The sequence below is a fragment of the Kitasatospora sp. NPDC096077 genome (genome assembly GCF_040303245.1).
GTDB lineage: Bacteria > Actinomycetota > Actinomycetes > Streptomycetales > Streptomycetaceae > Kitasatospora.
Window position 1 is genome coordinate 79,443 of record NZ_JBEOSV010000022.1, and the last position, 13,774, is coordinate 93,216.

8 protein-coding genes are annotated in these 13,774 nt (G+C 75.9%); 1 reads left to right on the forward strand and 7 read right to left on the reverse strand.

The features are described 5' to 3' along the window. Position 1 precedes the first annotated feature (1 nt). Genes ABTZ03_RS20490 through ABTZ03_RS20500 form a run of 3 tightly spaced genes read right to left on the reverse strand, consistent with a single transcriptional unit; the run spans position 2 to position 8,929 of the window. Positions 2 to 1,393 carry a DHA2 family efflux MFS transporter permease subunit gene (locus tag ABTZ03_RS20490; RefSeq protein WP_350514437.1) on the reverse strand — a complete coding sequence of 464 codons (1,392 nt, stop codon included), beginning with the start codon at positions 1,391 to 1,393 and terminating at the stop codon, positions 2 to 4. Further along, complete coding sequence (locus tag ABTZ03_RS20495; protein ID WP_350514438.1) at positions 1,390 to 1,575, reverse strand: MbtH family protein; 186 nt, start codon at positions 1,573 to 1,575, stop codon at positions 1,390 to 1,392. The genes ABTZ03_RS20490 and ABTZ03_RS20495 overlap by 4 nt, the downstream gene beginning before the upstream one ends. Then, positions 1,568 to 8,929: a non-ribosomal peptide synthetase gene (locus ABTZ03_RS20500; protein WP_350514439.1), complete on the reverse strand. Its 7,362-nt coding sequence runs from the start codon at positions 8,927 to 8,929 to the stop codon at positions 1,568 to 1,570. Before ABTZ03_RS20500 ends, ABTZ03_RS20495 begins: the two co-directional genes overlap by 8 nt. A gap of 119 nt (positions 8,930 to 9,048) precedes the next feature. On the opposite strand from ABTZ03_RS20500, the gene ABTZ03_RS20505 reads away from it, so the two are divergent. Beyond that, positions 9,049 to 10,239 carry an amidohydrolase gene (locus ABTZ03_RS20505; protein ID WP_350514440.1) on the forward strand — a complete coding sequence of 397 codons (1,191 nt, stop codon included), beginning with the start codon at positions 9,049 to 9,051 and terminating at the stop codon, positions 10,237 to 10,239. Positions 10,240 to 10,371: 132 nt separating this feature from the next. On the opposite strand, the gene ABTZ03_RS20510 is transcribed toward ABTZ03_RS20505, so the two are convergent. From ABTZ03_RS20510 to ABTZ03_RS20525, 4 genes are read right to left on the reverse strand one after another with little or no spacing between them, the layout of a single operon-like run. Then, a complete protein-coding gene (locus ABTZ03_RS20510) occupies positions 10,372 to 11,112 on the reverse strand; it encodes an AMP-binding protein (protein ID WP_350514441.1) in 741 nt (246 codons plus the stop codon). Positions 11,113 to 11,120: 8 nt separating this feature from the next. After that, positions 11,121 to 11,354, reverse strand: coding sequence for a phosphopantetheine-binding protein (locus ABTZ03_RS20515; protein WP_350514442.1), 234 nt, complete (start codon positions 11,352 to 11,354; stop codon positions 11,121 to 11,123). Further along, positions 11,351 to 12,007 (reverse strand): isochorismatase family protein, encoded by a 657-nt coding sequence (locus ABTZ03_RS20520; RefSeq protein ID WP_350514443.1) that lies wholly within the window; start codon positions 12,005 to 12,007, stop codon positions 11,351 to 11,353. The genes ABTZ03_RS20515 and ABTZ03_RS20520 overlap by 4 nt, the downstream gene beginning before the upstream one ends. A gap of 32 nt (positions 12,008 to 12,039) precedes the next feature. After that, positions 12,040 to 13,728 carry a (2,3-dihydroxybenzoyl)adenylate synthase gene (locus tag ABTZ03_RS20525; protein ID WP_502894531.1) on the reverse strand — a complete coding sequence of 563 codons (1,689 nt, stop codon included), beginning with the start codon at positions 13,726 to 13,728 and terminating at the stop codon, positions 12,040 to 12,042. Positions 13,729 to 13,774: the final 46 nt, after the last annotated feature.

Below are 13,774 nucleotides of genomic sequence, written 5' to 3' on the forward strand. Positions count from 1 at the left end.
CTCAGGCCGGGGGCGGCGGCGGGCCCTCGGCCGGGAGGCGGCGGGCCAGCAGGGCTCCGGCCGCCACCAGGAGGGCGGTGAGGGTGAGGGCGAGGCGGTAGGGGGTGGGGTCGGGGCCGTCGGCGAGGGCTCCGAGCAGGGCGGCGGTGGCGGCGATGCCGAGGGCGCCGCCGAGGGTGCGGAGGATCGTGAACAGGCCCATCGCCCGGCCCATCGCGGGCGGCGCGACGTCGGCGAAGCCGGCGATCTGGACGGTGAGCACGGCGGTGCCCAGCACCAGGCCGACGGCGAACATCAACGCCCTGACGGCCCAAGGGTTCTCGGCGAAGCCGAGGGCGGCCAGTACCAACGCGGCCAGCAGCAGGGCGGGCCGGGCGAGGCGGCGCGGACCGAGTCGGAGCAGCAGCCGGTCGACCACCTGGGAGGCGGCCATCAGGCCGATCGCCTCCGGGAAGACGCTCAGTCCGGCGTCCAGCGCCGAGGCGCCGCGGGCGGCCTGGTAGAGCAGCGGGAGGACGAACAGCGCGCCCATCAGCCCGGCGGAGGTGAGCAGGGCCAGCCAGCTCGCCGCGCCGAAGCTCCGGTCGGCGAGCAGCCGCAGGTCCACCAGCGGTTCGGCCGTGCGGAGTTGGCTCCGTACGGCGAGTGCCAGCAGAACCGCTCCGAGGAGCCCGCTCAGCCAGACCGTCGGCGCGGACCAGCCGTGGGCGGGGCCGAAGCCGAGCGCGTAGGTGAGCAGGCCGAGGCCCGGGGTGGCGAGCAGGAAGCCGCGGGTGTCGAACCGGCCGGCCGGGGGTTCCGGTTCGCTGCGCAGGGCGATCAGGCCGGTCGCCACGGCGGCGGCCCCGATCGGCAGGTTGACCAGGAACAGCCAGTGCCAGGAGAGGTGTTCGGTGAGGAAGCCGCCGAGCGGCGGCCCGAGGGCGGGCATCAGGGCGGTCGGCACGATCAGGATCCGGCCCAGGCGCGGGCGTTCGTCCGGGTCGAAGGCGCGGAACAGCAGGGTCATGCCGACCGGGGTGAGCAGTCCGCCGGCCACGCCCTGGACGGCGCGGGCGGCGGCCAGCGCGCCGAGGCCGGAGGCGGCCGCGCACAGCGCGGAGGCGAGGGTGAAGGCGGCCAGTGCGCCGAGGAAGACCCGCTTCACGCCGTAGCGGTCGCCGAGCCAGCCGGCCACCGGCAGGCCGAGGGCGAGCCCGACCAGGAAGGCCGTCTCGACGGTGTTGGCGGCCGAGACGGGCCGTCCGAAGTCCTCGGCGATCCGGTACAGCGCGGGGTTGACGATGGTCGAGTCCAGGCCGCTCATGCACATCGCGGCGGTGTACACGACCACCAGCCCGGCGCGCCCCGCGAGCAGGGGGCGCGCCGGGGACCCGACGGCGGGAGCGGTCACAGGTCGGTCCAGTGGGCGGTGATCCAGGCCAGGGCGTCGGCGCGCCCGCTGGGGCCGTGGGCGACGGCCCAGCCGGCCGGGACGGCGGCGAAGGCGGGCCACAGGGAGTGCTGGCCCTGGTCGTTGACGAGGGCCAGGAACTCGCCCTCTGCGTCGAAGGGGTTGGCGGGGGCGTCACTCATCGGTAGCGGTCTCCAGATGGTCGGCCATCACGTCGGCGATGTGCGCGATCGGGGCGGGCAGGGTCATGTCCTTGTGCGAGCAGGCCACGTCGGTGTTGTCGATCCGGCCGGACACGTACGGGGCCCAGAGCTCGGGCACCAGGGTGTCGTCGATGGTGTCGACGGTGGCGCGGAAGAACAGCACGTCGCCGTCGAAGCGGCGGTGGTCGTAGCCGCGCACCAGGTGGTTGGTGTTGAGGTAGATCTCGTTCAGCGCCGTCACGGTGGTCCGGTCCAGGCCGGCCAGCGGGCTGCCCTCGCGGCCCAACAGCTCGATGACGGCGTCGAGTTCGAGCGGCTGGTCGGCGAGGTCGGCGGGGCCGAAGCCGCCCATGGTGAGCAGCGCCTCCAGGGCCTCGGCCCGGTCGGGGACGGGCAGGTCGCGGAAGCCCTCGGCCGGGTAGGCGTCCAGGATCGCGAGCAACTCGACCCGCTGGCCGAGCTCCTGGAGCCGGACGGCGACGGCGTGGGCGATGATCCCGCCGGTGGACCAGCCGAGCAGCCGGTACGGGCCCTCGGGCTGGACCTCGCGCAGCCGGTCGGCGTAGTGCGCGGCCAGCTCCTCCATCGTCGCGGGCAGCGGCTCGGCGGCGGTGGCGGCACCGACGCCCTGGGCCTGGAGGCCGTAGATCGGCACGTCGGCCGGGAGGTGGCGGATCAGGCCGGTGTAGCACCAGCTCAGGCCGCCGGCCGGGTGGACGGCGAACAGCGGGGCGCGCCGTCCGGGGGCGGTGGGCCGCAGCGGGAGCAGGACGTCCAGGGCGTCGGCGCCGGGAGCGTCCTCGGACAGGGCGGCGTCGAGGGCGGCCACGCTGGGCGCCTGGAACAGCGTGCCGATGCCGACCTCCAGGCCGAGCAGCTCGCGGACCCGGCCGGCCAGCCGGACCACCAGGAGGGAGTGGCCGCCGAGCGCGAAGAAGTCGTCCTCGACGCCGACCGTCTCCAACCCGAGGACTTCGGCGAAGAGTTGGCAGAGCTGCTGCTCGCGCGGGCTGCGCGGCGGGCGGCCGGCACCGGCGGCGGGGGCCTCGGGGGCGGGCAGCGCGCGGCGGTCGAGCTTGCCGTTGGCGGTGAGCGGCAGCCGGTCGAGCAGGACGACGGCGGAGGGCACCATGTGGGCGGGGAGTCCGGCGGCGGCGTGGGCGCGCAGCTCGTCGGACGCCACATCGCCGGCGACCGCGTAGCCGACCAGGCGCTTGTCCCCGGGGACGTCCTCGCGGACCACTACGGCGGCGTCGGCGACCGCCGGGTGGGCGGCCAACACCGCCTCGATCTCGCCGAGTTCGATCCGGAAGCCGCGCAGCTTGACCTGCTGGTCGGCGCGGCCGAAGTACTCCAGCACGCCGTCCGCGCGGCGCCGGGCGAGGTCGCCGGAGCGGTACATCCGGGTGCCCTGCTCGCCGAACAGCCCGGCGTACGGGTCGGCGACGAAGCGGGTCGCGGTGAGCTCCGGGCGGCCGAGGTAGCCGCGGGCCAGCCCGGCCCCGGCGACGTACATCTCGCCGGTGACGCCGGGCGGCACGGGCTGGAGGTGCCGGTCGAGCACGTAGACCCGCAGGTCGGGGATGTTGACGCCGATGGTGCTGCTGCTGGTCGCGGCGGCGCTCGCCCGGTCGAGGGCGATGTACGAGACGTGCACGGTGGTCTCGGTGATGCCGTACATGTTGACCAGGGTGGGCGCGTCCTGGGGGTGGCGGGCGTACCAGTCGTCGAGCCGGCCGAGTTCGAGCGCCTCGCCGCCGAACACCACGTAGCGCAGGGCGAGTTCGGTGCCGGGGCGGTCCCGGTCGGCGGCGCTGAGCTGGTAGAAGGCGGACGGGGTCTGGTTGAGCACGGTGACCCGCTCGCGGGCGAGCAGGTCGAGGAAGGCGACCGGGTCGCGGCTGACCAGGTGCGGGACGACGACCAGGCGGCCGCCGTGCAGCAGCGCTCCCCACAGCTCCCAGACCGAGAAGTCGAAGGCGTAGGAGTGGAAGAGGGTCCAGACGTCCTGGTCGTCGAAGCCGAACCAGTGGTCGGTGGAGCTGAACAGCCGGGTCACGTTGCGGTGGGTGACGGGGACGCCCTTGGGCCGGCCGGTGGAGCCGGAGGTGTAGATGACGTAGGCGGTGTCGTCGGCGTGCAGCGGCCGGGTGCGCTGGTGCCGGGCCGGAGGGTCGGCCGGCGGGGCGGCCGGGAGGTCGGCCGGCTCCTCGCCCTCCAGCAGGAACCAGGGGACCGTGTGGGCGGGCAGCCGGGGTTCGGTGGCCCGGTCGGTGAGCAGGGCGGCGGGGGCGGCGTCGGCCAGCATGTAGGCGAGCCGGTCGGCCGGGTAGTCGGGGTCGAGCGGGAGGTAGCCGGCGCCGGACTTGGTCACCGCGAGCAGGGCGACGACCAGGCCGACGGAGCGGGGCAGGGCGAGGGCGACCAGGGTGCCGGGCCCGATGCCCCGGGCGGTCAGGCGGCGGGCCAACCGGTCGGCGCGGCCGGAGAGTTCGGCGTAGGTGAGCCGGTCGTCCCCGCAACTGACGGCGACGGAGCGGGGGTTGGCGGCGGCTGCGGCCTCGAACAGCTCGGGCAGGGTGGCGTCCGGCGCGGCGGGGGGCGGGGCGGCGCCGTTCCACTCGACCAGGGCGCGGTGCCGCTCCTGCTCGCTGATCAGCGGCAGCAGGCCGATCGGCGCGTCCGGGTCGGCGGCGGCCGCGGTGAGCAGGCGGGCGAGGCGCTCGGTGAGGGCGGCCGCGGTGGCGGCGTCGAAGAGGTCGGTGCGGAACTCCAGGAAGCCGTCGATGCCGCCGCCGGGCCGCTCCCCCGCGTTGAGGGTGAGGTCGAACTTGGCGGTGCCGCTGGGGATCGCGGCGATCTCGGCGGTCAGTCCGCCGCCCAGCGCGAGGGGTTCGTCGGCGCGGCTCTGCCAGGCGAGCATCACCTGGAACAGCGGGTGGCGGGCCAGCGATCGGGCCGGGTTGAGCTCCTCGACCAGGCGGTCGAAGGGCAGGTCGGCGTGCTCGTGCGCGGCCAGGACGGTGCCGCGGACGCGCCCGAGCAGCTCCCGGAAGGACGGGTCGCCGGACGTGTCGGTGCGCAGGACCACCGAGTTGACGAAGTAGCCGACCAGCGCGGCGGTTTCGGGCTCGTCCCGGCCGGCCAGCGGGGTGCCGACGGGGATGTCGGTGCCGCAGCCGTGCCGGGTGAGCAGGGCGGCCAGGGCGGCCTGGACGGCCATGAAGACGGTGCCGCCCGCACCCCGCGCGAGGGCTGCCAGGGCGGCGTGGGCCTCGGCGTCCAGCGTGAAGGGCACGGTGGCGCCCTGGTGGCCCGCGACGGCCGGGCGGGGGCGGTCGGTGGGCAGCTCCAGCTGGTCGGGCAGCCCGCCGAGGGCGGCGCGCCAGTGCTCGGTCTGCCGTGCGGCGAGCGGGGTGGGCGTCTCGACGGTGCCGAGCAGCTGCCGCTGCCAGGCCGCATGGTCGGCGAACTGGACTGTCAGTGGTTCGAGTTCGGGCGATCGACCGGCCTGCCGGGCGGCGTAGGCGGCGGCCAGGTCGCGCAGCAGCGGGGTGGTGGAGGCGCCGTCCCCGGCGATGTGGTGGAGCAGCAGGAGCAGGGTGTGCCGCTCCCGCGCATGGGCGAACAGGGTCGCGCGCAACGGGGGTTCGGCGGCCAGGTCGAAGGCGTGTCGGACGGCTTCGGTCAATTCTCCGTCGCCCTGGTGGAGTTCGACCGGCGCGGCGGGCAGGATGCGCTGGTACGGCGTACCGTCCGGCTCCTCGCCGTAGACCGTGCGCAGGACCTCGTGCCGGGCGGTGAGGTCGCCGAGGGCGAGGGTGAGCGCGGCGCGGTCGAGCGGCCCGGTGAGGGTGAGCGCGAGCGGGATGTTGTAGGTGGGGCTGGGGCCTTCGAGCCGGTGCAGGAACCAGAGGCCGCGCTGGGCGGGCGAGAGCGGCATCCGCTCGGCGCGCGGCACGGGCCGCAGGGCTGGACGGGACTCGGCCGCGACGGCGCCCCGGAGGCCGGGGGCGGCGGCTTGCGGGCCGTGCCCGGCGGCGGCGCCCTGGAGCAGGGCGGCGAGGGCGGCCGGGGTCGGCTCGCGGAAGACGTCGGCGAAGGCGACGGGCGCGGCGAAGGTCTCGCGCAGTCGGGCGGCGAGTCGGCCGGCGAGCAGGGAGTGGCCGCCGAGGTCGAAGAAGGAGTCCTCCCTGCCGGGTGCCGCGGGCAGGCCGAGGACCTCGGCGAACAGCCCGCAGATCAGCTCCTCCTGCGGGGTGGCGGCGGCCGCGCCGGGGGTGACGGCGGCGGGCTCGGGCAGGGCGCGGTGGTCGAGCTTGTCGTGGGCGGTGCGCGGGAGTTCGTCCAGCAGCAGGACGGCGTCCGGGACCAGATGGGCGGGCAGCCGCTCGGCCAGCGCGGCGCGCAGCGCCTCCGGGTCGGTTGCGCTGCCCGACTCAGCGGCGCTGCCCGACTCAGCGGCGGTGTCCGACCGGCGGCCGGTCGCCGGCTCGGTGTCGCCGTCCGGGCGGCGGCCGGTCGCCGGCTCGGTGTCGCCGTCCGGGCGGCGGCCGGTCTCCGGGACGACGTAGCCGAGCAGTCGCTTGCCCTGCGGTCCGGGTCGGGCGATCACCACCGCCTGGGCCACGCCCGGCAGTTGGGCGAGGACGGCGGCGACCTCGCCGGGCTCGACCCGGAAGCCGCGGATCTTCACCTGGTCGTCGGCCCGGCCGAGGAACTCCAGGGTGCCCCCGGGGCGGCGCCGGGCGAGGTCGCCGGTGCGGTACATCCGGCTTCCGGGCGGGCCGAAGGGGTCGGCGAGGAAGCGTTCGGCGGTGAGGTCGGGGCGGCCGAGGTAGCCCCGGGCCAGGCAGGCGCCGGCCACGTACAGTTCGCCGGTGACGCCGTCGGGCGCGGGGCGCAGCGAGCCGTCCAGGACGTAGGCGCGGGAGCCGCGCACCACCCGGCCGGTCGGGGCGCCGTCCGGGCCCGGGGTCCAGGCGTAGGCGTCGACGGTGGTCTCGGTGGGGCCGTAGAGGTCGATCGGGTGCAGGCCGGGGACGGCGGCCAGGCGCTGCCAGAGGGCGGGCGGGGTGGCCTCGCCGCCGACGGCGAGGACCGACGGACGGTGCCGGCCCTCGTCCAACAGGCCTTCGGTGAGCAGGACTTCGAGGTAGGACGGGGTGAGGTCGAGGTAGTCGATGCGCTCACGGTCGAGGTGGGCGGCGAGGGCGGCCGGGTCGCGGTAGGTGGCGTCGTCCAGCAGGTGGAGCTCGTGGCCGTGGACCATCCACAGCACCGGGTCCCAGGAGGCGTCGAAGGCGAAGGAGGCGCTGTGGGCGATGCGCAGGCGGTCGCGGCCGGTGCGGCGGAGGGCGGGGGCGATGTGGTCCTCGCCGAGGCCGGCGTGGAGGTTGGCGAGCGAGGCGTGGGTGACCACCACGCCCTTGGGACGGCCGGTGGAACCGGAGGTGTGCAACACGTAGGCGCCGTGCTGGAGTCGGGGCGCGGCGAGCGGGGCGTCCGGCTCGTTCACGGCCTGGTGCGGGTGCACGACGGGCAGGCCGGGCGGCAGGTCGAGGGCGGAGAGCGCGTCGGGGGTGCCGACCGCGCAGACCGGGCGGGCGTCGGCCAGCACGGCGGCGAGCCGCTGCCGGGGGTGGGCGAGGTCGAGGCTGACGCAGGCACCGCCGGCCTTGAGCACGGCGAGCATCGCGACCAGGGTGTCCGCGCTGCGCGGCAGGGCGAGCGCGACCGGCGAGCCGCCCCCGACGCCGAGGGCGGCCAGGCGGTGCGCGAGCCGGTTGGCGTCGGCGTCGAGCTCCTTGAAGGTGAGGACCGTCGGGCCGCAGCGGACGGCGACGGCGTCCGGGGTGCGGGCGGCCTGGGCGGCGAACAGCTCGGGCACGGTGCGCTCGACCGGGGGCTCGGTGCGGCCCGCGGTCGCCCGGCGCAGCGCGTCGGCGTCCAGCAGGTCGATCCGGCCGATCGGCGCCTGCGGTTCGGTGAGCAACTGCTCGGCGAGGGCGTCGAGGTAGCGGATCAGGCCGTCCCGGTGGGCGGCGAGCGAGGCGGCGCCGTGGCGGGCCGGGTCGGCGTCGAGGACGACGCGCAGGGCGCCGTCGGGGCTGGGCGAGACGTTCACGGCGAGGTCGTCGACGGGACCGGCGGCGAGGTTGCGGACCACGCCGGGCAGGCCGGCCAGGTCGAGGTCGCCCTCGAAGGCCTTGATGTTGACCATCGGGCCGAACAGGGCGCGGCGTTCGCCGGTGAGGCCGAGGTCGCGGCGCAGCTCCTCCAAGGGGTAGCGCTGGTGCCGGCGGGCGGCGCGCAGGGCGCGGACCACCTGGCGCAGCAGCTCCTCGGCGGTGTCGGCGGGGCGGACGGCCAGCCGCAGCGGGAGGACGTTGGCGGCGGCGACGGGGGTGCGCAGGGCGGCGGGGCCGCGGCGGTTGGCGAGCGGGAGGCCGAGCAGGACGTCCTCGGTGCCGGTCAGGCGGTGCAGGTAGCCGGCGGTGGCGGCGAGGAGGAGTTCGGCCCAGGTGGCGCGGGCGGCGGTGGCGGCGCGCTCCAGGCGCTCGCGGGTGCCGGCCGGGAGGGTGGTGGTGAGGCGCAGCGGGACGGGGGCGGCGGCAGCGTCAGGACCGGGATCGCCTTCGGGAGTGCGGTCGGTCGCGGCGGGGAGGCCGGGCAGGGTGGCGGGGGCTTCGGCGCCCGCGAGGTGGGCCATCCAGTGGGCGCGGTCCGCCCGGTGGTCGTCGCCCGCACGGTAGGCGGCCTCCTCGGCGGCGGCCTCCGCCAGGCCGGCGAAGGGGCTGGGACCGGGGTCGGCCCCGGCGACGTGCGCCGTGTAGCGGGCCGCGACGCGCTCGCCGATCAGGGTCAACGCGTAGGCGTCGACGGCGAGATGGTGGATCCGCCGGTACCAGAGGCGGCGGTCGTCGGCGAGCCGGACGAGGGCGTGGGTGAACAGCGGACCGGTGGCGAGGTCGGCCGGGCGGGCGAGGTCGGCGCGCATCCAGGCCTCGGCCTCGGCCTCCGGGTCGGCGGCGGTCCGCAGGTCGAGGCGGTGCAGCGGCCAGTGGCTGGTGGGGTGCGGCCGCTGGTGCGGGGTGCCGTCCGGGCCGGTGACGACGACCGCGCCGAGCGCCTCCGCCTCGTCGACCGTCGCGCGCAGGGCCGCCTCGAACGCGTCCTCGTCGAGCGGTCCGGTGATCTCCACGGCGTCGCCGGTGTTGTAGACCGGGCTGGCGGGGTCGAGCGACTGGGCGTACCAGACGGCGGCCTGGGCGGCGAGCAGGGGGATGTCGACGGGCTGCGTGGCGGCGGACTGGGTGACGACGGCGGACATGGTGCGGAGAGCTCCTCGGGGGATCCGGAACGCCTTACTTAGGTTAGCCTAATCTAACTTCATACGATCTGGTCAACGGCCCGTGACGGCCCGACCCCTGACCCCCCGGAGGCGCCCGCATGCCCCGCACGTCGACGACGGCCGGCACGGCCACGACCCTGGACGCCACCAAACAGGCCGTCCGCGACCGCATCCACGCCCACCGGACGGAACTGCTGACCCTCAGCCGGCGCATCCACGCCCACCCCGAGACCGCCTTCGAGGAGCACCGGGCGGCGGCCTGGTGCGTCGAACTGCTGCGCGCCCACGGCTACTCGGTCACCGCGCCGGCCCACGGACTGGCCACCGCCTTCAGTGCGAGCCTCGGCAGCGGGCCGGTCACCGTCGCCCTCGTCTGCGAGTACGACGCCCTGCCCGACCTCGGACACGCCTGCGGACACAACCTGATCGCCGCCGCGGGCGTCGGCGCCGCGCTCGGGCTCGCCGCGCACGCGGACCGACTCGGGCTCACCGTACGGGTGATCGGCGCCCCGGCCGAGGAGCGCGGGGCGGGCAAGGCGCTGATGCTGGAGGCCGGCGCGTTCGACGGGGTGGACGCGGCGATGATGGTCCACCCCTGCCCCGTCGAGGTCGCCGACTTCCACTCCTTCGCGCTCGGCACCCTGTCCGTCCGCTACACCGGGCGCGCCGCCCACCCGAGCCTCAACCCGCACGAGGGCCGCAACGCCGCCGACGCGCTCACCGTCGCCCAGGTCGCGCTCGGACTGCTGCGCCAGCAACTGCCGCCCCAGTGGCGGGTGCACGGCATCACCACCGCCGCCGGGACGGCGCCGAACCTGATCCCCGACCACGCGAGCGCCGAGTACGAGATCCGCGCCTCGGCGGCCGAGGACCTCGCCCACCTGCGGGCGCGGGTCGAGGACTGCTTCCGGGCCGGGGCGCTGGCCACCGGCTGCGAGGTGGAACTGAGCCGACCCGAGCCGGACTACCTGGACATGCGCTCCGACCCGGCGCTGCTCGCGTACTGGCGGGCCAACGCGGCGGCGCTGGGACGGCCGGAGCCGGTGGAGCGCGGACCCTTCGCCTGTACGGACATGGGGAACGTCTCGCACGCGGTGCCGTCGATCCATCCGGTGCTGGACATCACCGGGGGTGCCTGCGCGCCGCACGAGGCGGCGTTCGCCGAGGCGGCGGTGGGGGCGGAGGCCGAACGGGCCCTGCTGGACGGGGCGGTGGCGATGGCCTGGACGGCGGCGGACCTGGCGCGGGCGGGCCTCGCGGGGGCGGACGGGGCGGCGGCGGACGGGTGACAGCTGACAGATTTCAGATTTCAGATTTCAGCGAACAGATAACAGATAACAGCCGACAACTTTCAGCGAACAGATTTCATCATCCGTCTTCCGTCATCTGTTCGCTGAAAGTCGTTCGCCGCCACCCACCGCTCACCCCTCGGCGAGCACCACGGCCGCGCCGGTCCGCAGCGGCCAGAGGAACCCCCAGTGCGGCAGCCGGAGTTGCAGCACCTCGTCCCCCGGTCCGAGCGGGTGGGCGGCCTGGAGCTCGCGCACCCGCCGGTCCGCCTCGCCGTGGGTCAGCCGGACGGCGGCCGGACGCCCGCCCGGGCCGTACCCGACGCAGAGCAGGTGCTGCGGGGTGAGCGCCCGCGGCGGATCGGTGTCCAGCTCCCCGCCGACGTCCAGCCCGGACAGCCCGGACAGCGCCCCCGGCACCCCCTCCCCCAGCACGCACACCGGCTCGTTCCCGGCGAGCAGCCACTCCCGTCTCCCCGGCGGGTCCGCCGGGTCCAGCGGCAGGTACGCCGCACCCGACTTGGCCACCGCGAGCACCGCCGTCAGCACCTGCTCGGGGTGCCCGGCCGCCGTAATCCCGACCACCGTCCCCGGCCGGGCGCCGCGCCGGGCGAGCGCCCGCGCCAGCCGGTTGGCCGAGGCGTTCAGCTCCCGGTACGTCACCACCCCGCCGTCCGCGCGCACCAGCGCCGGAGCCTCCGGGGTCCGGGCCGCCTGGGCCTCGACCGGGCCCACCACGGTGGTGGCCGGATGCTCGACCGCCGGGCCGGACGGCGCCGGCTCCGGCAGCACCAGCCCCTCCGTGGAGACCCCGGCCGTACCCGCGGCCAGGCCCGGCGCCTCCGCCGCCGGCCGGCCCGCTTCCCGTACCACCGCCGCCATCAGACCGCGCCCAGCAGCTCGGCCCAGGCCTCGACGGACGGCCGCTCCGCCAGCCGCAGGACGGCCGCCTCGGCGACCTCGGCCCGCCAGCGCTCGGCGAGCGCCATCAGCCGGATCGAGTCCAGCCCCCAGTCCGCCAGGTTCTCGTCCAGCGGGATGTCCGCCGGGTCCTCGCCGAGCAGGTCGGCGACCTCGGCCCGGATCCGCTCCACGGTGAAGGCCGTGCCCGTCACTTCGCGTCCCCTTCCGTGCCGTCCAGCGCGCCCCGCACCGCTCCGGTGGTGGTGACCACGCCGCAGCGGCCGGCGATCCACGCCAGTGCCGCGCGGTGCTCCTCCGGCCCGAAGTCGGCCACCGCGTCGGCCACCACGAAGGCCTGGACGTCGCGCATCCAGGCGTCGCAGGCGGTGGCCTGCACGCCGATGTGCGCGTACACCCCGGTGATCACCAGCTGGTCCCGGCCCTGCTCGCGCAGCAGCTGCTCCAACTCGGTGCGCACGAAGGCGCTGTACTTCCACTTGGTGAGCACCGTGTCGCCCGGCGCCGGGGCGACGGCCTCGGCGATCGCCACCGCGCGCGGGTCGTCGGGGAGCCCGGGCCCCCAGAAGTCCTGCTGCAGCCCGCGTTCGGCCGGGCTCTGCCCGCCGCGCTGCGCCGAGTAAACGACGGGTACGCCGTTCGCGGCCGCCGCCCCGGTCAACGCGGCGACGTTGTGCAGGAGTTCGGGCAGCGGAGCGGCGCCCTCGGGGAACGCGTCCAGGAAGTGGTTCTGCAGGTCGTGCACCAGCAGGACGGCGCGTGCCGGGTCGACCGTCCAGGGAACCCGGTTGGCGGGCAGCTCCTCGGCGGCGGGCAGCGGATAGGAGGGAATGCGGGGCAGGCCCACGGCGGTCGAACTCCTCGGGTGGATGACGGATGTCAGGAACGGTCGGGGGAGGCGGGATCGGCGAGCGAGGCGGCGATGGCGGCCCGCAGGTCCTTCTTGCTGACCTTGCCGATGCCGGTGGCGGGGAAGGCGTCGACGAACTCCACCCGGTCCGGCACCTTGTAGTCGGCCAGGCCGCGCTGCCGGACGAAGCGCTTCAACTCGACGGCCTTCGGCGGCTGTTCGAGGCTCTCGGCGCGGAGCACGACGTACGCGCAGCTGCGCTCGCCGAGGTACGGGTCGGGCATCGACACCACCGCCGCGTCGTGCACGGCCGGGTGGGCGAGCAGGTGGTTCTCGATCTCCTCGGCGGCGACCTTCTCCCCGCCCCGGTTGATCTGGTCCTTGGCCCGCCCCTCGACCACCAGGTGGCCGCTGGGGAGCCGGCGGACCAGGTCGCCGGTGCGGTAGAAGCCGTCCGGGGTGAAGGAGTCGGCGTTGTGCCCGGGGGCGTTCCAGTAGCCGCGGATGGTGTACGGGCCGCGGGTGAGCAGGTGCCCGGTGGTGCCGTCGGGCAGGTCGCGGTCCTGGTCGTCCACCACCCGGACCTCGTCGTCGGGCGAGATCGGCCGGCCCTGGGTGGTGGTGATCAGCTCCTCCGGGTCGTCCAAGCGGGTGTAGTTGACCAGCCCCTCGGCCATCCCGAACACCTGCTGCAGCGTGCAGCCCAGCACCGGGCGCACCCGACGGGCCGCCTCCGCGCTGAACTTGGCCCCGCCGACCAGCAGCACCTCCAGGCTCTCGTAGCCGCGGGCGCCGCGCTCGGCGGCGTCCAGCCACAGCAGGGCGAGCGGCGGGACCAGCCCGGTGACGGTGACGCCCTCGCGCCCGATCAGCGGGAAGGCGGTCTCCGGACTGGGTTGCGGGCAGAGCACCACCCGGCCGCCCGCGTACAGCGCGCCGAGCGAACCGGGCGAACTGAGCGGGAAGTTGTGGGCGGCGGGCAGGACGCACAGGTAGACGCTGCGCTCGTCCAGCCCGCACAGCTCGACCGAGCCGCGCAGCGAGTAGATGTAGTCGTCGTGGGTGCGCGGGATCAGCTTGGGCACGCCGGTGCTGCCGCCCGAGAGCTGCAGGAAGGCGACGTCCCCGGGCGCGGTTTCGCGCTCCGGTCCCGGACCGTCGCAGGGCACGTCGGCCAGCCGCAGGTGCTCGCCCGGGTCGTCGCCGGCCACCAGCACCAGCCGCAGCGCGGGGTTCTCCGCCCGTACCCGGGAGGCGAGTTCACGGTGGTCGAAGCCGCCCTCGACCCCCGGCACGACGTACGCCACCGCGCCGGTGAACGAGCAGAAGTGCGAGATCTCCGCGTACCGGTGTGAGGGGAGCGCGAAGACCGGCAGCGCACCGATCCGGAACAGCGCGAAGACCACCTCGAAGAACTCGGCGACGTTGGGCAGTTGGACCACCACCCGGTCCCCGGCCCCGATGCCCCGGGCGAGCAGCCCGGCGGCCATCCGGTCGGCCCGGCGGTCGAGTTCGGCGTACGTCCAGCGCCGCTCCCCCGCCGCCACCCCGTGGCCGCCCGGGTCGACGACGGCGGTCCGCCCGCCGTGCGCGGCGGCGCGCTCGCGCAGCATCCGGCCGAAGGTCTCGCCGCGCCAGTGCCCGGCGGCCCGGTAACGCTCGGCGAACTCGGCCGGGTACGGGGTGAATCCGTCCAGCACCTCGTCCAGGGAGGCCACCGCGTCCAGGGACGTCACCCCGTCCAGGGAGGCCACCGCGTCCGGG